Source organism: Sphingomonas sp. Leaf25 (genome assembly GCF_001421635.1).
In the GTDB taxonomy this organism is placed as follows: Bacteria; Pseudomonadota; Alphaproteobacteria; order Sphingomonadales; family Sphingomonadaceae; genus Sphingomonas.
In genome coordinates this window covers 78,677-101,574 of the sequence record NZ_LMKU01000003.1, presented here as the reverse complement: position 1 = coordinate 101,574, position 22,898 = coordinate 78,677, and the positions used below count along the sequence as shown (strand labels likewise).

At 67.2% G+C, this 22,898-nt stretch carries 19 protein-coding genes; 9 read left to right on the top strand and 10 right to left on the bottom strand.

The genetic code is table 11. From position 1 onward, the window contains the following. Positions 1 to 109: 109 nt before the first annotated feature. The 9 genes from coaD to ASE78_RS01995 form a co-directional block, all read right to left on the bottom strand. On the bottom strand, positions 110 to 613 hold the full coding sequence (gene coaD / locus ASE78_RS02035) for a pantetheine-phosphate adenylyltransferase (RefSeq protein ID WP_082466946.1): 504 nt from the start codon (positions 611 to 613) through the stop codon (positions 110 to 112). After that, positions 610 to 1,515: a polyprenyl synthetase family protein gene (locus tag ASE78_RS02030; protein WP_056492542.1), complete on the bottom strand. Its 906-nt coding sequence runs from the start codon at positions 1,513 to 1,515 to the stop codon at positions 610 to 612. Before ASE78_RS02030 ends, coaD begins: the two co-directional genes overlap by 4 nt. After that, positions 1,515 to 1,757, bottom strand: coding sequence for an exodeoxyribonuclease VII small subunit (locus ASE78_RS02025; protein ID WP_055756734.1), 243 nt, complete (start codon positions 1,755 to 1,757; stop codon positions 1,515 to 1,517). Before ASE78_RS02025 ends, ASE78_RS02030 begins: the two co-directional genes overlap by 1 nt. A 79-nt stretch (positions 1,758 to 1,836) precedes the next feature. Next, the gene (locus tag ASE78_RS02020; protein WP_055756732.1) at positions 1,837 to 2,055 is read right to left on the bottom strand and encodes a hypothetical protein; all 219 of its coding nucleotides are present in this window, start codon (positions 2,053 to 2,055) and stop codon (positions 1,837 to 1,839) included. Between the two features lie 22 nt (positions 2,056 to 2,077). After that, positions 2,078 to 2,281 (bottom strand): hypothetical protein, encoded by a 204-nt coding sequence (locus tag ASE78_RS02015; RefSeq protein ID WP_230772144.1) that lies wholly within the window; start codon positions 2,279 to 2,281, stop codon positions 2,078 to 2,080. A 221-nt stretch (positions 2,282 to 2,502) separates the two neighbouring features. Beyond that, positions 2,503 to 2,928 carry a hypothetical protein gene (locus ASE78_RS02010; protein WP_055756728.1) on the bottom strand — a complete coding sequence of 142 codons (426 nt, stop codon included), beginning with the start codon at positions 2,926 to 2,928 and terminating at the stop codon, positions 2,503 to 2,505. A 76-nt stretch (positions 2,929 to 3,004) separates the two neighbouring features. Further along, positions 3,005 to 3,523 (bottom strand): DNA-deoxyinosine glycosylase, encoded by a 519-nt coding sequence (locus tag ASE78_RS02005; RefSeq protein WP_056492539.1) that lies wholly within the window; start codon positions 3,521 to 3,523, stop codon positions 3,005 to 3,007. Continuing rightward, positions 3,481 to 4,650 (bottom strand): NAD(P)/FAD-dependent oxidoreductase, encoded by a 1,170-nt coding sequence (locus ASE78_RS02000; RefSeq protein WP_056492536.1) that lies wholly within the window; start codon positions 4,648 to 4,650, stop codon positions 3,481 to 3,483. Before ASE78_RS02000 ends, ASE78_RS02005 begins: the two co-directional genes overlap by 43 nt. Before the next feature lie 190 nt (positions 4,651 to 4,840). Next, complete coding sequence (locus ASE78_RS01995; protein ID WP_056492533.1) at positions 4,841 to 8,230, bottom strand: TonB-dependent receptor; 3,390 nt, start codon at positions 8,228 to 8,230, stop codon at positions 4,841 to 4,843. Between the two features lie 219 nt (positions 8,231 to 8,449). On the opposite strand from ASE78_RS01995, the gene ASE78_RS01990 reads away from it, so the two are divergent. The 3 genes from ASE78_RS01990 to ASE78_RS01980 are packed head-to-tail and all read left to right on the top strand — an operon-like array spanning position 8,450 to position 12,911. Continuing rightward, positions 8,450 to 9,940, top strand: coding sequence for a tryptophan halogenase family protein (locus ASE78_RS01990; protein WP_056492530.1), 1,491 nt, complete (start codon positions 8,450 to 8,452; stop codon positions 9,938 to 9,940). Then, positions 9,937 to 11,409, top strand: a complete 1,473-nt coding sequence (locus tag ASE78_RS01985) for a tryptophan 7-halogenase (RefSeq protein ID WP_056492527.1) — start codon at positions 9,937 to 9,939, stop codon at positions 11,407 to 11,409. Before ASE78_RS01990 ends, ASE78_RS01985 begins: the two co-directional genes overlap by 4 nt. Then, the gene (locus ASE78_RS01980; protein ID WP_056492524.1) at positions 11,406 to 12,911 is read left to right on the top strand and encodes a tryptophan halogenase family protein; all 1,506 of its coding nucleotides are present in this window, start codon (positions 11,406 to 11,408) and stop codon (positions 12,909 to 12,911) included. Before ASE78_RS01985 ends, ASE78_RS01980 begins: the two co-directional genes overlap by 4 nt. A gap of 87 nt (positions 12,912 to 12,998) precedes the next feature. Here ASE78_RS01980 and ASE78_RS01975 read toward each other — a convergent pair whose 3' ends face one another. Further along, a complete protein-coding gene (locus ASE78_RS01975) occupies positions 12,999 to 15,398 on the bottom strand; it encodes a glycoside hydrolase family 3 N-terminal domain-containing protein (protein WP_056492521.1) in 2,400 nt (799 codons plus the stop codon). Between the two features lie 157 nt (positions 15,399 to 15,555). Between ASE78_RS01975 and ASE78_RS01970 the strand changes: the two genes are divergently transcribed. The 6 genes from ASE78_RS01970 (at position 15,556) to ASE78_RS01945 (ending at position 22,889) form a co-directional block, all read left to right on the top strand. After that, positions 15,556 to 16,671, top strand: a complete 1,116-nt coding sequence (locus tag ASE78_RS01970) for a LacI family DNA-binding transcriptional regulator (protein ID WP_056492518.1) — start codon at positions 15,556 to 15,558, stop codon at positions 16,669 to 16,671. An 82-nt stretch (positions 16,672 to 16,753) separates the two neighbouring features. After that, on the top strand, positions 16,754 to 18,160 hold the full coding sequence (locus tag ASE78_RS01965) for a sugar porter family MFS transporter (RefSeq protein ID WP_055757365.1): 1,407 nt from the start codon (positions 16,754 to 16,756) through the stop codon (positions 18,158 to 18,160). 73 nt (positions 18,161 to 18,233) lie between these two features. Further along, positions 18,234 to 20,027: an IlvD/Edd family dehydratase gene (locus ASE78_RS01960; RefSeq protein WP_414886713.1), complete on the top strand. Its 1,794-nt coding sequence runs from the start codon at positions 18,234 to 18,236 to the stop codon at positions 20,025 to 20,027. 12 nt (positions 20,028 to 20,039) lie between these two features. Then, positions 20,040 to 21,179 (top strand): fumarylacetoacetate hydrolase family protein, encoded by a 1,140-nt coding sequence (locus ASE78_RS01955; protein WP_056492512.1) that lies wholly within the window; start codon positions 20,040 to 20,042, stop codon positions 21,177 to 21,179. 23 nt (positions 21,180 to 21,202) lie between these two features. Then, entirely contained in the window at positions 21,203 to 21,997 is a 795-nt protein-coding gene (locus ASE78_RS01950) for an SDR family NAD(P)-dependent oxidoreductase (protein ID WP_056492509.1), read from the top strand. Position 21,998: 1 nt separating this feature from the next. Continuing rightward, entirely contained in the window at positions 21,999 to 22,889 is an 891-nt protein-coding gene (locus ASE78_RS01945; protein ID WP_056492506.1) for an SMP-30/gluconolactonase/LRE family protein, read from the top strand. Positions 22,890 to 22,898 lie beyond the last annotated feature (9 nt).

Here is a 22,898-nt window from a genome sequence, read left to right as displayed (position 1 = left end):
ACAAGGGAGGGGTCGGGGGTGGGTCGGCCGGTTGTGGCGCGCTTACCCTCCCTCGCAGGCCTACCCACCCCCAACCCCTCCCTTGTCAGGGAGGGAAGGCGCCCAGCCTTCAGGCGTCGCCCTTGCGGCCCAATTTCTCGACGCGCGCCGCCACTTCATCGCGGACGGTCGGCGACACGAAACGGTCGATCGCCCCGCCGTACATCGCGATTTCCTTCACCAGCCGCGACGCGATCGGTTGTAGCGAGACGTCGGCCATCAGGAAGACCGTTTCGATCCGGTCGTTCAACTGCTGGTTCATGCCCGCCATCTGATATTCATACTCGAAATCGGCGACGGCGCGCAGGCCCCGCACGATCACGCTCGCCCCCTGCCGTTCGGCGAAGGTCATCAACAGCGCGTCGAACGCCACGACCGCGATGTCGCCGCCGACATCCGCTACCTCGCGCTCGACCATCGTCAGGCGTTCGGGCAGGGTGAACATCGGCGATTTGGAAGGATTGGTCGTCACGCCGATCACCAGTCGGTCGACAAGCTTCGCCCCGCGCCGGATGATGTCCATATGCCCGCGGGTGATCGGATCGAAGGTGCCGGGATAGACGCCGATCCTCACCGGTCGCGCTCCAGCACGTAGCGGGCGATGGCGCGCAGCAGATCGGCCTCATGGCCATAGTCGCGCAGATGTTCGATCGATTGTTCGACCAGCCGCCGCGCCTGTTCGCGCGCGCGGGGCAGGCCGAGCAGCGAGAGGAAGGTTTCCTTGCCCGCCTCGCCATCCTTGCGCAGCGCCTTGCCGACCGAATGTTCGTCCCCTTCGACGTCGAGGATATCGTCGGCGATCTGGAAGGCGAGGCCGATGTCGCGGGCATAGCCGCGCAGGCCGGTACGCTGGTCGGCGGGCAGGCGGCCGAGGATCGCACCTGCCTCGACGGAACAGGCGATCAGCGCGCCGGTCTTCATCGCCTGCAACCGGGTAACGGTGTTCAGGTCGAAATTGGTGTCCTCCGCCTTCAGGTCCATCGCCTGACCGCCCGCCATCCCCGACGGGCCGGAGGCGCAGGCGAGGTCGGCGATCAGCTCGACGCGGACGCGCGGATCGGGATGGGTCGCTTCCTCCGCCAGAATCTCGAACGCCAGCGCATGGAGGCAGTCGCCGGCGAGGATCGCGGTCGCCTCGTCGAATGCCTTATGGACCGTCGGCTTGCCGCGCCGCATGTCGTCGTCGTCCATCGCCGGCAGGTCGTCGTGGACGAGGCTGTAGACATGGATGCACTCGATCGCGAGCGCGGCGCGGGCGGCACGCGCTCGTTCGACGCCGAACAGCCGGGCGGTGGCGAACACAAGCAGCGGGCGCAGCCGCTTGCCGCCGCCGATCGCGGCGTGGCGCATCGCGCGGTACAGATCGGCGCGCGGGTCCTGCGGCACGGGGAGCAGCGCGTCGAACTGGCGGTCCATCTCCGCCGACACTTCGCGGAGCGCGGCGGCGAGCGACACCGGTGGGGCGATCGTCGCCATTATTGCGCGTCGAACGGCTGGGTGGTGGCGCGTCCTTCGGCGTCGACGCGGATCGCCTCGATCCGGGCCTGCGCCGCATCGAGCCGCGCGGCGCATTGCGCGCGCAGCAGGTCGCCGCGCGCATAGAGGTCGATCGCGGTCTGGAGGTCTTCCTGACCCGTCTCCAGCCGGCTGACGATCCCTTCGAGTTCGCGCAGCGCATCTTCAAAGGACAGGGCGGAGACTTCGGCTTCTTCGGACATGCGCGATGCTATGGGCTAAGCGGCGGGGCGATTGCAACCGGGGAGGTTGGGCAAATCCGCAGCCGGCGCCGACCGACCCTTACGACCCGGTCGGACCACCGTCGCGCCGCGTCCGCTCGGCGGCGGCCTGATGCAGTTGATCGACGATCGCGCGGTTCGTCGCCGCGCCCGCCAGATCCTGCGCCAGCGTGCCATATCCCTCGCGGCGCAGCGCCTGACGGATATGGTTCACCGAGATGAAATCACCCGACGCGGCGAGTTCGAGCGCGCGCGTCAGCGCCGGGGTGTCGCGGGTCATGGCTGTCGCTCGCGGTCGCGGTTCAGCCGTTTCGGACCCAAGGGGTGCGGACGACCTTGCCGGTCAGCAGCTTCTTGCCGAACGCCTTGCGCATCGTGTCCGCGCCCTCGCCGTTCAGCATCACGACATGGGTTCCACCGGTATGCAGCGTTTCGATCGCGCTGATCGCGGCACCATGTTTGCCGCACAGCGCAACCACATCGGCCTGCGCGATGCTGACGTTCATCGCCCGCGACGCCGATGTTCCGGCGGCGGAACCATATCGCCAATTGTCCTGCATGTATTTCCTGACGCATCGTTCGAGGTTGGCGGACCATTCCGGGCCACGCGAAAGGAAAAGACCGGCCGGTGCCGGCAGTAGCACCGCCCTTTGGCAAGGGCGGGATGTAGATCGTATATAGGTACGCCGCCGTTACAAACCAGACTGACGCGAAATTATTGGATGCGTCAGCGGAGGTGGCCGATGATCCGTAGTCCTTCCGGTGTTCGCACAATCGGCAATTGCCTGCCCAATGTCGTCAGCGCGGTGTCGACGGCATCAATATCCTGGGACTGACGGGCAGCAGCGACGCCGTCGACACGCGGGAAAATCGCAACAGCCGGGACCTCGATCCATTCGATCGTGATCAGCGGAAACGGACCGAACTCGAAACTGTCGACGGAGCCATGCGGCGCGTGAAGCCACGGCAGGCCCATCGATCGAATATCGTCGCTGTCGGTAAATTTAATCCGGATTTGTTGTAACGCGGGACGAGCCTCATCAAGCACCGTCAAGACTGCGCGCCATCTGCTGTTCGACATCAACGATGCCGCATAATCGCGCCGCGCCAGCAGGCGATCTCGGCGCAGATCGTCGGACAGGTCCGGTGCCATAGGCGGTTGTGCGATGTAGGCAGATCGATTGCAATCGAGGATGGAACGTCAACGGTCTATACGGGGCAGTCGCAAATCAAAGATGGGCAGCAACAGCATCCCACGCCACCTGCTTCGCCGCCACGCCCACGGTATGCAGCGGGCTGCTCGACGGCAGTTGCAGTGTCGCGATGTTACCCACCAGCGCGCGACCATGTTTCCATGCCGTTCCGCCATTGAACGCGACTAGCCGCAGGTCGGGCAGCGTCGCGATCAGCGCCGCGACGTCGTTCGCCGCCGCGTCGCGGATCGCGGCATCGCTACTGCCGGGGCGGGTGGCGCTGGCGACCACGTCCCACAGGCCGATGCCCCTGCCAAGCAGGGCCGCCAGCCGTGCGTCATAAGGCAAGGTGGTCAGGTCGACGCCGGCCACCGGCGACAGCAGCCGCCAGAACTGGTTCTGCGGGTGGGCGTAATAGCGTGCAGCCTTGAGTGACGCATCGCCGGGCAGGCTGCCGAGGATCAGCACGCGCGTGGTCGGTGCGACCACCGGCGGGAACGATGCCTTGCGGCTCACACCGCCTGTCCCGCCGCCCAGCCGCTCGACCATGCCCATTGGAAATTATAGCCGCCAAGCCAGCCGGTCACGTCGACCGCTTCGCCGATCGCATACAGGCCGGGCAGGTGCTTCGCCGCCATCGTCTTCTGGTTCAGCGCGTCGGTGGCGATGCCGCCGACCGTGACTTCGGCCTTGGCGAACCCTTCGGTGCCGTTGGGGAGGAACTGCCACCCCGACAGGCGGCGCTCGATCTCGCTGAGCGTCGCATCGCGCAGGTTGGCCATTTCGGACGGCGCGTCGATCCGCGCCGCCAGCGCTTCGGCCAGCCGGTCGGGGAGCGCCGCGCCCAGCACCGAGCGCAGCCCCGCGCGGGGCCGCGCGCGCTTGGCGGCGAGCAGCCAGCCCGGCGACTGATCGGGCACGAAGTCGATCGTCACCGGCTGGCGATGCCGCCAGTAGGACGAGGCTTGCAGGATCGCCGGGCCGGACAGGCCGCGATGGGTGAACAGCGCCGCCTCGCGAAAGCCGGGACCGTCGCCACGCGCCACGACCGTTGCCGCTACCCCCGACAGTTCGCGGAACAGCGCTTCCTCGCCAGGCAGGGTCAGCGGCACCAGCGCCGGGCGCGGCTCGACGATCTTCAGGCCGAAGCGGCGGCCGACGTCATAGGCGAAGCCGGTCGCGCCGAGCTTGGGGATCGATGGCCCGCCGGTCGCGATCACCAGTGACGGCGCGGTGGCGTGGCGATCGCCGAACGCGACGGTGAACTGCCCGTCGGCATGGGTCACGTCGCGGATCGCGCTGCCCAGCGCGATCTCGGCACCCGCCGCTTCGTGCAGCAGCATCGCCACGATCTGTCGCGCCGATCCGTCGCAGAACAACTGGCCGAGCGTCTTTTCATGCCACGCGATGCCATGGGTATCGACCAGTGCGATAAAGTCCTGCGCGGTGTAGCGACCGAGCGCCGACCGCGCGAAACGCGGATTGGCCGAGACATAGCGGTCCCAGCTCGTGTCGACATTGGTGAAGTTGCAGCGCCCGCCGCCCGAAATGACGATCTTGCGCCCGGGTTCGGGAGCATGGTCGATCACCAGCACGCGCCGTCCGCGCCGCGCCGCGATACCGGCGCAGAACAGCCCCGCGCCACCTGCGCCGAGGATGATGACATCATGGGTTTGCGCCATCGCGCGCCCATCGCACGATCCGCGCCGAAAAGCGAACGCCGCCGGGAGGGGGTCCCGGCGGCGTCGCAGAATGTTCTCTTAATCAGAAGCGTCGCCCCAGCGAAGGCTGGGGCCTCCAGCGGCTCCTGCTGTACGCTACCAAAGGGAGATCCCAGCCTTCGCTGGGATGACGCCTGGTTCAAACAGACGCTTAGAAGTTCATGCGCGCGACGATCGAATAGCGACGGTCGTTGACGTACCACTGGCGCGGCACGCGGCGGATCGCCTGGTTCTGGTCGACCACTGCCGCTTCGGTGACGGTCATCGAGTTGGTGAGGTTCACCCCCTGGACACCGATGCGGAACTGCGGCGTCACCTGGACGAAGGCCGATGCGTCCATCTGGCCATAGGCGCGCTGGAAGATCGGATCGAACGGGGTGATGACGTCGCGCAGCGTCAGCAGATAATCCGAGCGCCAGTTGTACGACGCACGCAGCGACAGCGGACCCACGTCGATGAACGGCGTGACGTTGAACTGGTGCTTCGAGAGCCCCTGTAGCGGGAAATTGTTGCCGGTGATCGTCGGCTGCTGCCCCGCCGCGACGGCGGGGTCGGTCGCCGAGAGCGTCGCCTGCGGCACGCCCGAGCTGCTGATGAACGTATAGTTCGCCTGAAGCCCCAGACCCTTCAGGAAGCCCGGCAGGAAGTCATAGGTCTGCTGATAGCCGACCTCGACCCCGCGAATATGACCGACGTCGTCCGAATTGACCGGGGTGGTCACGATCGCCTCGAACGTCTGGCCGTTGTTCGTGAACGACGTGCGCTGGGTATCGTTGGTCAGCACGTTGGTCAGCCGCTTGTAGAAGCCCGACACGGTGATCGATCCGACGCGCGAGAAATACCATTCGCCGGTCAGGTCGAAGCTGTCGGCCTCGGTCGGGAGCAGATACGGGTTGCCGGCGTTGAACTGGCCGAGCACCTGCACCTGATTGGCCGGGATCGACCCGTCGGCGTTGACGACGATCGGGATCTGTTGCCCCGCGCCGTTGACCCGCGCCTGGGTGGTGAGCGCCACGACATAATAGTTGCGCACCAGACCCGGCGAGGGCGGGGCGACCCCCTTGGTATAGGCGCCGCGGAACTGGATGCCGTTACCCACTTCCAGCTTCACGTTCAGGCTGGGCAGCCAATAGTCATAGGTGATGTCGACGTTGTTGGCGACGGTCGCGCCGTTCAGGAAGCTGCGATAGCTCGTCTGTTGCGCGCCGGTGAGCGCGCAGAACGGCGACAGCGATGCCCCGGCCACGCCGGTCACGACCTGCTGGACCTGCGTCGCGCACTGGGCGGTCGTCGGCAGCGAGGTCACGGTCGGGAACGACTGGAACCCCTGGCTGATGCGCTGGGTGTTGGTGTAGCGGACGCCGACGTTGCCGTTCAGCTTCCACCCGTTGCCGAATTCGGTGTCGAAGCGCGCCATGACATAGCCGGCCCGGTTGCGTTCGGTCTGCGGGTTGATTTCGCCGGGCAGATAGGTCGATCCCGGGATCACGTCGCAGCGTTCGGACAGCGGGTTCCAGCCGCCGTTGACGGTGCGGCCGTTGCCGTTGGCGCAGGTGATCCGTGCCTGCCATTCCTGGTTGATGCGCGACGCATAGGCGCGATACTCGGCCACATTGGCGGCGGTCATGCCCGAATAGAACAGCCGGCCCGGCCCGAACGGGCTGGCGGTGCGGCCCTGCAGGAAATTGTCGAACAACACGGGCTGATAGCCCTGCGGCGGGGTGCCGCCGTTGGTCGTCGGGCTGCCGTCGACATTGTCGCTCAGCCATACCGGACCGCCGTTGCCCCATTGTTCGGACAACACGCCCCAGTTGTAGGCCGAGAAGCGCGCCTCGGTTTCGCGCTGCGCGAAGCGGCCGCCGGCGCGGATCGCGCGCAGGAACCCGGTTTCGGGGAAGCTGTATTCAAGGTCGAGGCGGACCGCATCCGAATTGCCGGTCGATTCCTCGCGGTGGTCCATCGCCGAGCGATAGAAGCTGTTGTACGGATCGAGATAGCTCTGCCGGCCGGGACCGAAATAGCCCGAATAGGTGCTGGCAGCGCCCGGCGTACCGGTGCAGATGCCGTTGCAGTTCTGCGGCGACAGGAACTGCACGTCGGGGATCTTGCTCCCGTTCATGCGGATCTGCGCGTCCTGATAGGTCGAGGTCCACAGGCCGTTGTCATCGATCTTGCTCGATGAATCGACGTGCTGATAATCGAGGTTCAGGCCCAGCCGGCTGGTGACGTCCCACTTGAAGTTGAACGAATAGTCGCTGGTGACGATCTTCGAGACCTGCTGGCGCGAGATGTTGTTCGACTGGAGGCCATATTCGGGGGTGCGGCGGTCGCCCGCCGTGTTCTGGTCGGCGCGCCAGCCGGTCGGGCCGGTGATGATGCCGTTTTCAAACAGGCCGCTGTCGTCGAAGTTCAGCGTGGTGCCGGTGCGTGCGCGCGAATCGCCGTTGGCGGTGACGTTGTCGGTCGCGATCTCGACGGTGCGCTCATCCCATGTCTGGCGCGCGTCGGAGCGCAGGAACTGCGCGGTCGCCTCCATCGATCCGTCGTTCGAGCGCCACTGGGCGGCCGCCGAATAGCCATAGCGTTCGCGGTTGAAGTCCTGGCTGCCGGCGACGGCGCCGCGCGGGAACAGGCCGCTGCCCTGCCGCGTCGCGCCGGTGAAGGGCACCACATCGGTGCGCGTGCCGTTGCTGTAGAGCGGACGCACGCGGAACGACGAGATGCCGAGACGGTCGGCGCGGGTGTAGAGCTGCGAATAGCTGATCGAGCCGAGCAGGCCGAATTCGCCGATCCCGGTTTCCCAGCGGTTGCTGACCAGCGCCGAGAGCGACGGCGCGCCCTTCTTGGCGAACTCGCCATAGTTCATCTCGGCATTGGCCGAGAGGAGCAGACCCTTCTGGTCGAACGGTTTGCGCGTGCGCAGGTTGACCACGCCAGCGATGCCGCCTTCGATACGGTCGGCCGAGGGCGACTTGAACACGTCGACGCCGCCCAGCAGTTCCGAGGGCACGTCGGAGAAGCTGAGGCCACCCGAATTGCCCGCCGAAAAGGCGTCGCGGCCGTTAAATTCGGAGCGGACATAGGTGAGGCCGCGCACGACCACGCCCGATCCCTCGACCGAGAAGTGGTCGGGATCGACGCCGGCGGCGAAACGGTTGATCGACACGCCGGGAATACGCTGGAGCGTTTCGGTGACCGAGCGGTCGGGCAGCGCGCCGATGTCCTCGGCGGTGACCGAATCGACGATCACGTCCGAATTGCGCTTGATCCCCTGCGCGCTCGACAGCGACTGGCGAAAGCCGGTGACGACGATGTCGGGACCGGCCGCCGGGTCGGTTTCTTCCTGGACATTGTCGGTGTTGCTGGGGCCGGGCTTGGTACCGGGCGTGTTTGTCGATTGTTCGACGTCCCCGGCGGCGGTCTGCGCCAGCGCGGGAAGCGCGGTGCCGGCAAGGCACAAGGCGGCGAGCGATGCGCCCGCCTTCAACGAAATGGCAATCGACCGGCCGAACGCGGCCGACGTGGAATTGCGGTAGAGCATCCCCCGAAACCTCCCCTGTTGTTAGCGCTATCATGTCGACGCGCCATCTGGTTGACCGGGATGTACTGTCGATTGCCCCATGAAATCAATGGCGGAATTCGGGGGCTTTGCGACTCAGGCGACTGCCATAGACCAAAGTATGATAGGCCGTGCTTCCGATGAACGGGCAAGATAGGGCCGAAAATGTTGCGAGCGCTAACATCGCACGGTGGAGAGGATATGCAGGCCCCGCTCATTCGGCGGATCGTGATCGTCGGCGGTGGCACCGCCGGCTGGATGACCGCTGCCGCGCTGTCGGCGAAACTGGGAAGCGGTGTCGCGATCACCCTGATCGAATCCGAGGCGATCGGAACGGTCGGGGTGGGCGAGGCGACGGTGCCGCACATCCGCCATTTCAACGCGGCACTCGGCATCGACGAAGCCGATTTTCTCAGCCGGACTAACGCGACCTTCAAACTCGGCATCGAGTTTCGCGACTGGGGCCGGATCGGCGACAGCTATATCCATCCCTTCGGCGCCTATGGCGCGCCGATCGATGGTGTGGATTTCCACCAGCACTGGGTGCGGTTGCACAAGGCGGGGCGGGCAGCCCCGTTCGAGGCGTTCTCGCTGCCGATCCGTGCGGCGCGTGCCGATCGCTTCGCCCATCCCGACCCCGATCCGCACTCGCTGCTGTCGACCTATTCCTATGCCTATCAGTTCGATGCCGGGCTGTACGGCCGCTATCTGCGCGCGTTCGCCGAGGCGCGCGGCGTGATGCGTCAGGAAGGGCGGGTGGTCGATGTCGCGTTGCGGGACGACGGTTTCGTCGAATCGGTCCGGCTGGATGACGGCCGGACGGTCGGCGGCGACTTGTTCGTCGACTGTTCGGGATTTCGCGGGCTGCTGATCGAACAGGCGCTGCACGCCGGCTATGACGAATGGACCCGGTGGCTGCCGTGCGACCGGGCGATCGCCATGCCCTGCGCCACGACCGGGCCGATCTCCCCCTATACCCGCGCCACCGCGCTGTCGGCCGGCTGGGCGTGGCGCATTCCACTCCAGCACCGCGTCGGCAACGGCCATGTCTATTCGAGCGGGTTCATCGATGATGATGCCGCGCTGACGGCGTTGCTGGCGGGGCTGGACGGACCGCCGATCGCCGAGCCCAACCGGTTGCGCTTCACCACCGGGCGCAGGCGGCGGCAATGGATCGGCAATACCGTCGCGATCGGGCTGTCCGCCGGCTTCCTCGAACCGCTCGAATCGACCTCGATCCATCTGATCCAGTTGGCGATCGGCCGGCTGCTCGACCTGTTGCCGCAAGGGGACTGGGACCCGCGCGACGCCGCCGAGTTCGACCGGCTGATGGCGCGCGAATATGACCGGGTGCGCGACTTCCTGATCCTGCATTACCACGCGACCGAGCGCGACGATTCGCCCTTCTGGAATCATTGCAGGACGATGGACGTGCCCGACAGTCTGGCGACGCAACTGGCACTTTTCCGGGAACGTGGCGTCGTTGCCCCCTATGCCGACGGCATGTTTCTCGAACCGAGCTGGCTGGCGGTCTATCTCGGGCAGCGGGTGGTGCCGCATCGCGTCGATCCGCGCGTGCTGACGACCGGGGAGGGGGAGGCCGCCGCGCTGCTGGCCGCGATGGCGTCGCGCTATGGCGCAGCGGCCGACGGGTTGCCGGGTCATGCGGCGGCACTGGGGCTGGCGGCATGAGCGGTCCGCGATCGATCGTGATCGTCGGCAATGGTCTGGGCGCGGCGCTCGCGGCGGCGATGCTCGCGCTGCGGACGAAAGACAGCGCGCGCATCATGGTCTTGCCCGGCGGGGCCGACGCCCATGGGCTGGGGCCGGTCGGAGCGACGATCGCGACGCGGCCGGCGTTCCGCGCGGTGCTGGCCGAACTGGGGCTGGCGGAGGACGCGGTGCTGGCCGCGACCGGCGGCGCCTTCTCGCTGGGGCAGGCGTTCAGCGGGTGGCGCGGTGCCGCCCATGGCTGGATGTTGCCGCACGGCGATATTGGCGCGTCGATCGGATCAGTGGCGTTCCATCATCTGCTGCATCGCTGGCGGAGCGAGGGACACCGCGCCACCCCGGCCGACTTCGCCATCGCCGCCGTTGCCGCCCAGTCCGACCGCTTCGCCCGGTCCGACGACGATCCCGCATCGCCGCTGTCGGCGCTCGACCATGGGCTGACGTTCGACAGCGACCGGCTGGCGACGCTGTTCCGGCGACAGGCGCTGGCGCTGGGCGTGCGGTTCGATACCGTCCCGGTTGCCGAGGTCGAACGACAGGAGCGAACCCGCCTGCGGCTGAACGACGGGCGGATCGTGACCGGCGACCTGTTCGTCGACCTGACCGGCGCACAGGCGCTGCTCGCCGCCGGCCATGGCTGGCACGACTGGCGGCGCTGGTTCCCCTGTGACCGGGCGCTGGTCGGCGTCGCGCGCGATCCGCAACCGCCGATGCCGTTTACCCATGGCGGGGCCACCGCCACCGGCTGGCGATCGAGCGTCGCGATCGATGGCGCGCGGGGCGACGTGCTGTTCGTGGCGAGCGCTTTCGGTTCACGCGATGCCGCCGCGCGCGACCTTGCGCTGCCGGTGCTTGACGAGATGCCGGTGCGCGCCGGGCGGTGCGAGCGTTTCTGGGACGGCGACGTCGTTGCGATGGGTGCGGCGGCGGCGGGGATCGATCCGCTCCACCCGGTCGCGCTCGACCTGCTGGCGGCCGGTGTCGAACGGCTGCTGGCGCTGTTTCCCGAACGGGCGCACGAACCGCTGCTCGCCGCCGAATATGACCGCCGGATGGGAGCGATGGTCGAGCGGACCCGCGATTTCGCGCTGATGCACTATGCGCTGGCCGATCGCCCCGAACCGATGTGGCGGGCGGTAGCGGATGCGCCGTTGCCCGACGGCGCGGCATGGAAGCTCGACCAGTATCGCAGTCGCGGGCGGATCAGCCGGCTGGACGACGAACGCTTCGGCGATGGCGAATGGGCGATGTTGTTCGACGCGAACGGCGTGGTCGCCGAGCGGCGCGACGCGCTGACCGATCATCTGCCGCCCGAGCGGCTGGAGCGACATTTCGCGCGACTGCGCGAGGCGATCGTGCATAGCGTCCGTGCCATGCCGACGCATGGCACGGCACTGCGCGCGATCCATGACCGGAGACAGGCTTCGTGAACGACCAGGCGATCCGCAGCATCGTCATCGTCGGCGGCGGCACCGCCGGCTGGATGGCGGCTTCCACCTTCGCGCGGCTGCTGGGGCCGGACTATTGCGAGATCCACCTCGTCGAATCCGATGCGATCGGCACGGTCGGGGTGGGGGAGGCGACCATCCCGCAGATGGCGACGTTCAACCGGATGCTGGGCATCGACGAGAACGAGTTCCTGCGCGAGACGAAAGGCACCTTCAAGCTCGGCATCGAATTCGTCGACTGGACGCGGATCGGCCACCGCTATTTCCATCCGTTCGGCAGCTACGGCGTCAACATGAACGGCATCTCGTTCCACGCCTATTGGCTGCGGCTCCACGCATTGGGCGAGGTGCCGGCGATCGAGCCATGGTCGTTGCAGGCCATGGCGAGCGCCGACGCCAAATTCATGCGCGCGATCGATGCGGGCAATTCGCCGCTCAGCGACATTCCCTATGCCTTCCATTTCGATGCCGGCCTCTATGCGCGCTACCTGCGTCGCTATGCCGAGGCGCGCGGCGTGGTGCGCCACGAAGGGAAGATCGAGCGGGTCGAACTGCGCCCCGAGAACGGCTTCATCGACGCGGTCGTGCTGGACGACGATCGCCGGATCGAGGGCGACCTGTTCATCGACTGCTCGGGGTTTCGCGGGCTGTTGATCGACCAGACGCTGGGGGCGGGGTTCGTCGACTGGTCGCACTGGCTGCCGTGCGACCGGGCGGTCGCGGTGCCGTGCGCGGGGGGCGAGAGGCTCGATCCGTTCACCCGGTCGACCGCGCGGGCAGCGGGGTGGCAATGGCGCATCCCGCTGCAACACCGCATCGGCAACGGCCATGTGTTCAGCAGCGCGCATATGAGCGACGACGAGGCGACGGCGATCCTGCTCGCCAACCTCGACGGCGAACCGCTGGCCGATCCGCGCTTCGTGCCGTTCCGCACCGGCCACCGCGATCGGGTGTGGATCAAAAACTGCGTCGCGATCGGGCTGTCGTCGGGGTTCCTCGAACCGCTCGAATCGACCAGCATCTGGCTGATCCAGTCGGGGCTGTCGCGGCTGATGGCGATGTTCCCCGACCGCCGCTGCGATCCGGCGGAGGTGGCGCGCTACAACCGCATCCTCGCCACCGAATATGCCGAGATCCGCGACTTCCTGATCCTGCATTATCACGCGACCGAACGGGATGATTCGGCGTTCTGGAACCATTGCCGGACGATGGACATCCCCGAACGGCTGGCCGAAAAGATGCGCGTGTTCCAGAGCCGGGGCCGCACGTTCCGCGAGAATGAGGAACTGTTCAACGACACAAGCTGGTTCGCGGTGATGCAGGGCCAGGGGCTGCGGACGAACGGCCACGATCCGATCGCCGACACGCTGACGCTCGACGAGACGCGCGAACGGCTGCGCCATATCCGCGAGGCGATCGCGGCATCGGCGGCGTATATGCCGACGCACCGGGAGTTCATTCGCGCGAACTGCCAAGCGGGATAGCTGCTCCCNCCGGCCTGCGAGGGAACGGATCGCCCTCCACCAACCGACCCACCCCCGACCCCTCCCTTTCAGGGAGGGGAGGAAGGTTTACCGCACCGTCAGCGTCGTGGCCTTCAGGCTGGTCGAGCTGTTGCCCGCGCTGATGGTGAAGGTGCCGGGTTCGACCACACGCTGCATCGTGACGTTCCACAGCGACAGGTCGGCTGGCTTGATGTCGAACGTCACCGTCCGACGTTCGCCGGGTTTCAGCGTCACCCGCTGGAAATGCTTCAACTCCAGCACCGGCCGCGTCACGCTCGCCTCGTCGTCGTGGATATAGAGCTGGACCACCTCGTCGCCCGCGCGCGCGCCGGTGTTGGCGACGTCGACCGCCACCTGCACGCTCTCGCCCGACCCGATCACCGGCTTGGCGAGACGCGGTGCGCCGACGTCGAAGCGGGTGTAGGACAGGCCGTAACCGAACGGATAGAGCGGGGCGGTGCTGTCGAACAGGTATCCGCGCCGCGACGTCGGCTTGTGGTTGTAGAAGATCGGCAACTGCCCCTCGCTGCGCGGGACCGATACCGGCAGCTTGCCGCCGGGATTGGCGCGGCCGAGCACGATGTCTGCCACGGCGTTGCCGGTCTCCTGCCCCAGATACCAGCCTTCGAGAATCGCCGGTGCGGTCGCGTCGATGTAGGTCGCCGCCAGCGGTCCGCCGTTCAGCAGCACGACCACCACCGGCTTGCCGGTGGCGAACAGCCGCCGCGCCAGTTCGTTCTGCGATCCGATCAGGTCGAGCTTCTGCCGGTCGCCGAGATGCGCGTCGGCCCATGCCTCGCGGCTCAACTGTTCGTTCTGGCCCAGCACCAGCAGGATCGTGTCGGCCGCTGCCGCCTTGGCCACCGCTTCCTCGATCAGCGGCGCGTTCTCGGCTTCGGGGACGAGGTCGACCTTGTCGGCGGCCCATTGCCGGCTGCGGGTCAGGCGGACGCCTTCGGCATAGTCGACCGCAAAGCGGCCGGCGGCGGCCTTCTGCATGCCCTCCAGCACGCTGACGACATGGCGCGGCACGTCCGAATAGCCGCCGATCGGGGTGTCGCGGGCATGGGTGCCGACGACCAGCATCTTGCCCACCTTCGCCGGATCGAGCGGCAACAGGTTGTTCCGGTTCTTCAGCAGTACCATCGAGCGTACCGCCGCCTCGCGCGCCAGTGCGATCGAGTCCGGCGTCGCGGTCTTCGCATCGGCGGTGCGCGCGTCGACATAGGGATTTTCGAACAACCCCATCTGGAACTTCATCGTCAGGATACGGCGGACGGCGGTGTCGACCTGCGCCTGCGGCACCTGCCCCGACTTCACCATCGCCGCCAGCGTCGACCAGCCATCGGCATCGGGCAGTTCCATGTCGACCCCGGCGTCGAGCGCGCGGCGGCCGGCGGCGGCCATGTCGGTGCCGTACAGCTTGTGCCGGGTGTTCAGTTCCTTGATCGCGAAATAGTCGCTGACCACCGATCCCCTATAGCCCCATTCGCCGCGCAGCACGTCGCCCAGCAGCCATTTGTTCGCATGGCTGGGGATGCCGTCGATCTCGTTGTACGACGCCATCACCGCCTGCACCGGCAGTTCCCTGACCGCGCGTTCGAACGGCGGGAAGAAATTCTCGCGCAGCGTGCGTTCGGAGATATTGGCTGGGCCGACGTTGGTGCCGTTCTCGGGCTGGCCGTGGCCGGTCATGTGTTTGAGCGTCACCATGACCTTGGTGGGGCCAAGCGGCAGCGTGGTCCCTTGGAACCCCTTGATCGCCGCCAGCCCCATTTCGGACACGAGATGCGGGTCCTCGCCGTACGTTTCCTCGATCCGGCCCCAGCGCGGATCGCGCGCGACGTCGACGACGGGGGCGAGCGCGAGGTTGGCACCGCGCGCGCGCATCTCGCGCGCGGCCACGCCGAACACCCGTTCGACCAGCGCCGGGTCCCACGACGAGGCGAGCGCGATCGATTGCGGAAAGCTGGTCGCGTCACGCGCGACATAGCCGTGCAGCGCCTCTTCGTGCAGGATGAGCGGGATGCCGAGCCGGGTCCGCTCGACCGCCCAGCGCTGCGCGGCGTTGGTGTAGTCGGCGGTTTCGCGTGCCGTCCGGTTCACCTGATTGGCGGCGACCCCGGCGGCGTTGTTGCCGGCGGTGACGCCGCGCTTGTCGGAGGGGCGGGTGATCTGGCCGACGCCGTCGGGGAAAACCCGGCTGGCCTTGGCGGGATCGAAATCGCCCGCCGCGTTCTGGATGTCGCCCTTCTTTTCCCAGATGCCGATCATCTGCGCGACCTTTTCCTCCAGCGTCATCCGCGCCAGCAGGTCCTCGACCCGCACGTCGACCGGTTGTGAGGCGTCCTTGTAGCGTGGGCGTTCGCTCTGCGCTGCGCGCGGCTGGGCGATCAGGGGAACAGCGGCGGTGGTGGTAAGCAGGCAGGCGAGCGCCAGAGCGACAGGCGCGGTGCGAAGGGGCATCAACTCTCTCCCGGATCATTTCGGCGCGCGGCGTTGGTGCCGCGTCTATTGGTAGCGCTATCAACTATCTGCGCCACAACAGGGCGTCAACCGATGCCGCGATTGCAATCGGCGGCGGCAAGTCATACGCCTGACTGGGAAGGAGCCACAGCCGACCATGGACAAGCCGAGCCGCCGCAGTCGTGGGAGCGTTACCGTACAGGATGTGGCACGGGCGGCGGGCGTGTCGGCGATGACCGTGTCGCGCGTGGTCAACGGCGGCGTGAACGTCCGCGAATCGACCCGCGAGGCGGTCAACGAAGCGATCGAGCGGCTGAACTATTGGCCGAACAGCGCGGCGCGCAGTCTGGCGGCGGGCGATGCGACGCAGATCGGGCTGCTCTATGCCAACCCGTCGCTCGCCTATCTGTCGAACTTCCTGATCGGCGCGCTGGAAGGCGCGCGCAAGGTCGGCTGTCACCTCGTCCTCGAACCCTGCGAGGGCGAGAGTGCCGAGGCGCAGGCGGAGGCGACGCGGCGTTTCGCCTCGACGGCGGTGCAGGGGGTCATCCTGCCGCCGCCGCTGTCCGATTCGGCGCCAGTGCAGGCCGAACTCGACGCGGCGGGCATCCCGTCGGTCGCGGTGGCGATCGGCGTGGCGCAGCCGGGGCGGCTGGCGGTACGGATCGACGATTTCGCGGCGGCCAAGGCGATGACGCGGCACCTGCTCGATCAAGGGCATCGCCGGATCGGCTTCATTCGCGGCAATCCCAACAACGGCGCCAGCGGCGAACGCTGGCGCGGCTTCGTCGCGGCGATCGAGGCGGCGGGGCTCGATCTTGCCGACATGCCGGTCGAGCAGGGCTATTTCACCTTCCGTTCGGGAATGGTCGCGGGCGAGCGGCTGATCGACCGGCCGGATCGTCCGCAGGCGATCTTCGCCAGCAACGACGACATGGCGGCGGCGGTCATCAGCGTCGCGCACCGGCGCGGGCTGCACGTTCCCGACGATCTCAGCATCGTCGGGTTCGACGACACCTCGCTCGCGACCACGACCTGGCCAGAGATCACGACGGTGCGCCAGCCGATCGCGGCGATGGCCGAGGCGGCGGTCGAACTGCTGCTCGCCCGCATCCGCGACCAGCGCGCCGGCCAGTCGCGCGTCGCCGAGGAACGCATCCTCGACCATGAACTGATCGTGCGCGAGTCCGCCGGCCCCGCGCCGGTCCCACAGGCCGACGTCGTGCCGCCCAAACGGCGGGTCGTCGCAAAGCGGATCGCCGCTGCGCGCTGACGCTTGCATTTGTCGGAATAATTCGCCACCGTTACCGCTAACACGCTGTCTTGAGCAGCGGTGATGCAGGGAGTGGATGGGGATGGTGCAGGCGAGCGGGGAGCGCGTGAATATCGCGCTCGTCATCGCGATCGTCGCGGTGGCGACGATCGGGGGGCTGTTGTTCGGCTATGACAGCGGTGCGGTCAACGGGACGCAGGAAGGGCTGAAATCGGCGTTCAACCTGACCGAGAACGGCCTTGGCCTGACCGTCGGGTCGCTGCTGGTCGGGTGTTTCGTGGGTGCGTTCCTTGCGGGCAAGCTGGCCGACACGATGGGCCGCCGCAAGGTGATGATGCTCTCGGCGATCCTGTTCCTGATCGGCGCGATCATCCAGGGGTTCAGCCACGTCCAGATGGTGTTCATCGTCGCGCGCTTCATGGGCGGCATGGCGGTCGGCGCGGCATCGGTCCTCTCGCCCGCCTATATCTCCGAAGTCGCCCCCGCCAACATCCGCGGGCGGATGACGACGATCCAGCAGATCATGATTATCACCGGCCTGACCGCCGCGTTCGTCGTGAACTATTATCTGGCGCAGGCCGCCGGATCGTCGACCGGCATCTGGTGGGGCGGCTATGAGGCGTGGCGCTGGATGTACTGGATGCAGGCGATCCCGGCGGCCGTGTTCCTCGTCGCGCTGACCTTCATTCCCGAAAGCCCGCGTTTTCTGGTGCAGAAGGGCCGGCTGGACGAGGCGCGGATCGTGCTGACCCGTCTGTTCGGCCCGGCATCGGCGCAGCACAAGCTGGGCGAGATCGCGGCGAGCTTCGACAAGGATCACCGTCCGCGTCTGTCGGACATCAAGGACGCGAAGGGCGGCATCCGCCCGATCGTGTGGGCCGGGCTGTTGCTGGCGGTGTTCCAGCAGTTGGTCGGCATCAACGTGATCTTCTATTACGGCGCGACGCTGTGGCAGCTCGCCGGCTTCACCGAGGACCAGTCGCTCCAGATCAACATCGTGTCGGGCCTCGTCTCGATCGCGGCGTGCTTCGTCACGGTCGGGCTGGTCGACAGGATCGGGCGCAAGCCGCTGCTGCTGATCGGGTCGGCGGGCATGGCGGTGACGCTGTTCGCGCTCGTCTATTGCTTCCACAACGGCACGCTGGACGCGGCGGGCAAGCTGCAATTGTCGGCGGGCCTCGGCACCACCGCGCTGATCGCCGCCAACCTGTATGTCGTGTTCTTCAACGTGAGCTGGGGCCCGATCATGTGGGTGATGCTCGGCGAGATGTTCCCGAACCAGATCCGCGGATCGGCGCTGGCGGTGTGCGGTTTCGCGCAGTGGTTCGCGAACTTCGTCATCACCTGGACCTTCCCGGTCATGGCGGCGGGGCTGGGCCTCACCATCACCTACGGCTTCTACGCCACCTTCGCCGCGATCAGCTTCTTCCTCGTCCTGCGCTTCATTCAGGAGACGAACGGCAAGGAACTGGAGGAAATGCGCGGCTGACGGCTCGGACCCGACCCCGTCGCTAGTGTAAACTTTGTAAACTTTGGCCCCGCTGCGGCGGGGCCACCTTCTGATGCGAGTAGCCCACATGACCCGCACTCCCGCCCGTCCGTTCCGATCGCGCGAATGGTTCGCCGCACCCGGTCGGCTCGACATGGCCGCGCTCTATCTCGAACGGTTCATGAACTATGGCATCACGCCCAAGGAACTGACGAGCGGGCGGCCGATCATCGGCATCGCCCAGTCGGGATCGGACCTGACGCCGTGCAACCGCATCCACCTGGAGACGGTCAAGCGGGTGAAGGCGGGGATCGAGGCGGCGGGCGGCATTCCGATGGAATTCCCGACGCACCCGATCTTCGAGAACTGCCGCCGGCCGACCGCCGCGATCGATCGCAACCTCGCCTATCTGGGGCTGGTTGAAATCCTCAACGGCTATCCGATCGACGCGGTCGTGCTGACCACCGGGTGCGACAAAACCACGCCGTCGGCGATCATGGCCGCCTCGACGGTCGATATTCCGGCGATCGTGCTGTCGGGCGGGCCGATGCTCGATGGGTGGCACGACGGCGAACTGGTCGGATCGGGCACGGTCATCTGGCGGTCGCGGCGCAAGATGGCGGCGGGCGAGATGACCGAGGAGGAATTCCTCGAAGCCGCCACCGCGTCGGCACCGTCGGCGGGGCATTGCAACACCATGGGCACCGCATCGACGATGAACGCCATCGCCGAGGGGCTGGGCATGTCGTTGCCGGGGTGCGCCGCCATCCCTGCGCCGTACCGCGAACGCGGGCAGATCGCCTATGAAACCGGCCGCCGCATCGTCGAGATGGCGTATGACGACCTGCGCCCGTCGAAAATCCTGACGCGCCAGTCGTTCCTGAACGCCATCGCGCTCATCACCGCGATCGGTGGATCGTCGAATGCCCACCCGCACCTGCACGCGATGGCGCGCCATGCCGACATTGAGCTGAACCCGTCCGACTGGATGGACTATGGCTATGATCTGCCGCTGCTGGTCGACGTGCAGCCTGCCGGGCGCTTCCTCGGCGAACGGTTCCACCGTGCCGGCGGCGTGCCGGCGGTGCTGTCCGAACTGATCGCGGCGGGGAAGGTCGACGGCAGCGTCGCGACCGTGACCGGCCGGACGCTGGGAGAGAACGTCGCGCACCGACCCGTCACCGACCGCGAAGTCATCCGCCCCTATGACCAGCCACTCAAGGAACAGGCAGGGTTCCTCGTCCTGTCGGGCAATCTGTTCGACGTGGCGATCATGAAGACGAGCGTGATCGGCCCCGATTTCCGCGAACGCTATCTGTCGCGTCCCGGCCACGAAGGCTGTTTCGAGGGCCGCGCGATCGTGTTCGACGGGTCGGACGATTATCACCACCGGATCGACGATCCGGCGCTCGACATCGACGAGAACTGCATCCTCGTTATTCGCGGCGCGGGCGTGATCGGCTGGCCCGGCTCTGCCGAAGTCACCAACATGCAGCCGCCCGCAGCCCTCCTGCAACGCGGAATCCAGAGCCTGCCGACGATCGGCGACGGGCGGCAATCGGGCACGTCGGACAGTCCGTCGATCCTCAACGCCTCGCCCGAAAGCGCGGTCGGCGGGGGCCTCGCGTGGCTGCGCACCGGGGATACGATCCGCATCGATTTGAACCACGGCCGCTGCGACATGCTGGTCGAGGCGGACGAGATCGAACGCCGCAAGGCCGACGGTATTCCGCCGGTTCCGCCGAGCCAGACGCCGTGGGAGGAAATCTACCGCGAGAAGGTCGGCCAACTGGGCGAAGGCGGCGTGTTCGACCTCGCGCTCAACTATCGCCGGACGTCGGAAACGACACCGCGCCACAACCACTGAGGAAGCACGACCATGAAGACCGAACATGCCGCGCGGATGCTGCCGGCCGATCATGACCAGGCGCTGCTCGTCGGGCGGATGCAACTGGCCGACGGACCGACCCCGGTCGTCGTGAAGCAGGGTAAGGTGATCGACGTGTCGGCGCACGCCGCGACCGTCGCCGACCTGCTCGAGCGCAGCGACGTCGCGTCGCTCGACGGTCCGGTGGTGTGCGACACGGCGGCGCTGGCCGACCCGGCCGGCGAGCATCCGCCGATCCTGTCGCCGATCGACCTGCAGTGCGTGAAGGCGGCGGGCGTCACCTTCGCCGTCTCCGCGCTGGAGCGGGTGATCGAGGAACGCGCGCGCGGCGATGCTGATGCCGCGCAGGGCATCCGTGGCGAGCTGGAAGCGCGCATCGGCGGCGGCATCCGCTCGGTAAAGCCGGGATCGGCCGAGGCGGCCGAACTGAAGGCCGCGCTGATCGAGGCGGGCATGTGGTCGCAATATCTGGAGGTCGCGATCGGCCCCGATGCGGAGGTGTTCACCAAGGCACCGGTGCTCTCGACGATCGGCTGGGGCGGGGACGTCGGCATCCGGTCGGATTCGTCGTGGAACAACCCCGAGCCGGAAATCGTGATCGTCGCCACCAGCGACGGCAGGTCGGTCGGCGCGACGCTGGGCAACGACGTCAACCTGCGCGATTTCGAGGGGCGTTCGGCGCTGCTGCTCGGCAAGGCGAAGGACAACAACGCCTCGACCGGCATCGGCCCGTTCATCCGCCTGTTCGACGGCGACTTCACGATGGACACGGTGCGCGACGCGGTGGTCGACCTGCGTATCGACGGTCCCGAGGGCTATGTCCTGACCGGTGCCAGCACGATGCGCGAGATCAGCCGCGATCCCGAGGATCTGGTGCGCCAGGCGCTGTCCGAGCATCAATATCCCGACGGTTTCGTCCTGTTCCTCGGCACGTTGTTCGCGCCGGTGCAGGACCGCGACGAGCCGGGTCGCGGCTTCACCCACAAGCCAGGCGACGTGGTGCGGATTTCCACGCCGTCGCTCGGCGAACTGGTCAATACCGTCACCACGTCGAAGGCGGCCGCGCCGTGGGGCTTCGGCATCCGCGACCTGATGCGCAATCTCGCGCGCCGTGGCCTGATCGCCGCCTGACCCCCTCTTTGCTGGAAACTTCCATGTCGCCTGACGATTTCGCCTACCCGATCGCGCCCGAAGCCCGCGCGTCCTTTCCCTCGCTTGGCGGCAAGCGCGTGCTCATCACCGGCGGCGGATCGGGGATCGGGGCAGGCGTGGTCGAAGGCTTCGTGCGGCAGGGCGCGCATGTCACCTTCTTCGACATCGCCGAGGAGGATTCGCGCGCGCTGATCGCCGACCTCGCCGGGGCCGGGCCGACTCCGGCGTTCAAGCGCGTCGACCTGACCGATCTTGCCGCGCTCAAGACCGCGATCGCCGAGGCGATTGCCGAGGGCGGCGAATTCGACGTGCTGGTCAACAACGCCGCCAGCGACGATCGCCACACGATCGAACAGGTCGACGAGGCCTATTGGGACAACCGGATGGGCGTGAACCTGCGCCACCTGTTCTTCGCGGCGCAGGCGGTGATCCCCGGCATGAAGGCCAAGGGTGCGGGCGTGATCGTCAACATGGGGTCGATCAGTTGGCACCTCGCGCTGGAGGAACTGACGCTGTACCAGACCGCGAAGGCGGCGATCGAGGGGCTGACCCGGTCGTTCGCGCGCGAGCTGGGCGGCGACGGCATCCGTTCGGTCTGCGTCATTCCCGGCAACGTCCGCACCCCGCGCCAGCTCAAATGGTACACGCCCGAGGGTGAGGCGGAGATCGTCAAGGCGCAATGCCTGAACGGCCGGCTGGTCGCCGGGGACATTGCGGCGATGATCCTGTTCCTTGCGTCGGACGATGCCCGGCTGATAACCGGGCACAGTTTCTTCGTGGATGCAGGATGGCGATAGGATGAGCAAGGTACAGCGCAGCGAACCGGTCAGCGTCTGGGATCTGCATGCCCCGCTGCTCGAAGGGCCGATCTGGGTCGATCGTGACGCGGCGCTGTGGTTCGGCTGCATCAAGACGCCGCGCGTCCACCGGTTCGATCCGGCAAGCGGCGAACGGCGGAGCTGGGCCGCGCCGGCGCAGTGCGGTTTCGTCCTGCCGTCGGTCGACGGCAAGTTCATCGCCGGATTGCAGACCGGGCTGCACCGCTTCGATCCGGTAACGGGCGGGTTCGAGCTGCTGGTCGATCCCGAACCCTCGCTGCCGACCAACCGGCTGAACGACGCGACGGTCGACCGGTTCGGCCGGCTGTGGTTCGGCACGATGGACGATGGCGAGAGCGCCGCGACCGGGGCGATCTATCGCCTCGGCGCCGATGGCAAGGCGGTCGCATCCACGCCGAAGGTCTCGATCACCAACGGTCCGGCGGTGTGCCCCGATGGCCGGACGCTATATCACGTCGATACGCTGGGCGGCATCGTCTATGCCTGCACCATCGCCGACGACGGGTCGCTGACCGATCGCCGGGTGTTCGTGACGATCCCGAACGAGGAAGGCTATCCCGACGGTCCGTGCGTCGATGCGGAGGGCTGCGTCTGGATCGGCCTCTACGCCGGGTGGGGCATCCGTCGCTATTCGCCCAAGGGCGAGTTGCTCGAGACGATCGCCATGCCGGTCGACGCGATCACCAAGGTCGCGTTCGGCGGGCCGGATCGCAAGACCGTGTTCGCGACGACCGCCAACAAGCATCACAACGCCGATCAGGCGGCGGCGCAACCGTTGGCGGGCAATCTGTTCAGCTTCACGGTCGATGTGCCGGGCGTGGCCGGGACCGAGATTTCGGTCGGTATCTGAGGCGACACG

Bases quoted from the DNA above. Each gene is read 5' to 3' on its own strand.
- ASE78_RS02030 (WP_056492542.1), bottom strand. From the start codon at position 1,515: ATGGCGACGATCGCCCCACCGGTGTCGCTCGCCGCCGCGCTCCGCGAA.
- ASE78_RS02025 (WP_055756734.1), bottom strand. From the start codon at position 1,757: ATGTCCGAAGAAGCCGAAGTCTCCGCCCTGTCCTTTGAAGATGCGCTG.
- ASE78_RS02020 (WP_055756732.1), bottom strand. From the start codon at position 2,055: ATGACCCGCGACACCCCGGCGCTGACGCGCGCGCTCGAACTCGCCGCG.
- ASE78_RS02015 (WP_230772144.1), bottom strand. From the start codon at position 2,281: ATGAACGTCAGCATCGCGCAGGCCGATGTGGTTGCGCTGTGCGGCAAA.
- ASE78_RS02010 (WP_055756728.1), bottom strand. From the start codon at position 2,928: ATGGCACCGGACCTGTCCGACGATCTGCGCCGAGATCGCCTGCTGGCG.
- ASE78_RS02005 (WP_056492539.1), bottom strand. From the start codon at position 3,523: ATGGGCATGGTCGAGCGGCTGGGCGGCGGGACAGGCGGTGTGAGCCGC.
- ASE78_RS02000 (WP_056492536.1), bottom strand. From the start codon at position 4,650: ATGGCGCAAACCCATGATGTCATCATCCTCGGCGCAGGTGGCGCGGGG.
- ASE78_RS01995 (WP_056492533.1), bottom strand. From the start codon at position 8,230: ATGCTCTACCGCAATTCCACGTCGGCCGCGTTCGGCCGGTCGATTGCC.
- ASE78_RS01990 (WP_056492530.1), top strand. From the start codon at position 8,450: ATGCAGGCCCCGCTCATTCGGCGGATCGTGATCGTCGGCGGTGGCACC.
- ASE78_RS01985 (WP_056492527.1), top strand. From the start codon at position 9,937: ATGAGCGGTCCGCGATCGATCGTGATCGTCGGCAATGGTCTGGGCGCG.
- ASE78_RS01975 (WP_056492521.1), bottom strand. From the start codon at position 15,398: ATGCCCCTTCGCACCGCGCCTGTCGCTCTGGCGCTCGCCTGCCTGCTT.
- ASE78_RS01970 (WP_056492518.1), top strand. From the start codon at position 15,556: ATGGACAAGCCGAGCCGCCGCAGTCGTGGGAGCGTTACCGTACAGGAT.
- ASE78_RS01965 (WP_055757365.1), top strand. From the start codon at position 16,754: ATGGTGCAGGCGAGCGGGGAGCGCGTGAATATCGCGCTCGTCATCGCG.
- ASE78_RS01960 (WP_414886713.1), top strand. From the start codon at position 18,234: ATGCGAGTAGCCCACATGACCCGCACTCCCGCCCGTCCGTTCCGATCG.
- ASE78_RS01955 (WP_056492512.1), top strand. From the start codon at position 20,040: ATGAAGACCGAACATGCCGCGCGGATGCTGCCGGCCGATCATGACCAG.
- ASE78_RS01950 (WP_056492509.1), top strand. From the start codon at position 21,203: ATGTCGCCTGACGATTTCGCCTACCCGATCGCGCCCGAAGCCCGCGCG.
- ASE78_RS01945 (WP_056492506.1), top strand. From the start codon at position 21,999: ATGAGCAAGGTACAGCGCAGCGAACCGGTCAGCGTCTGGGATCTGCAT.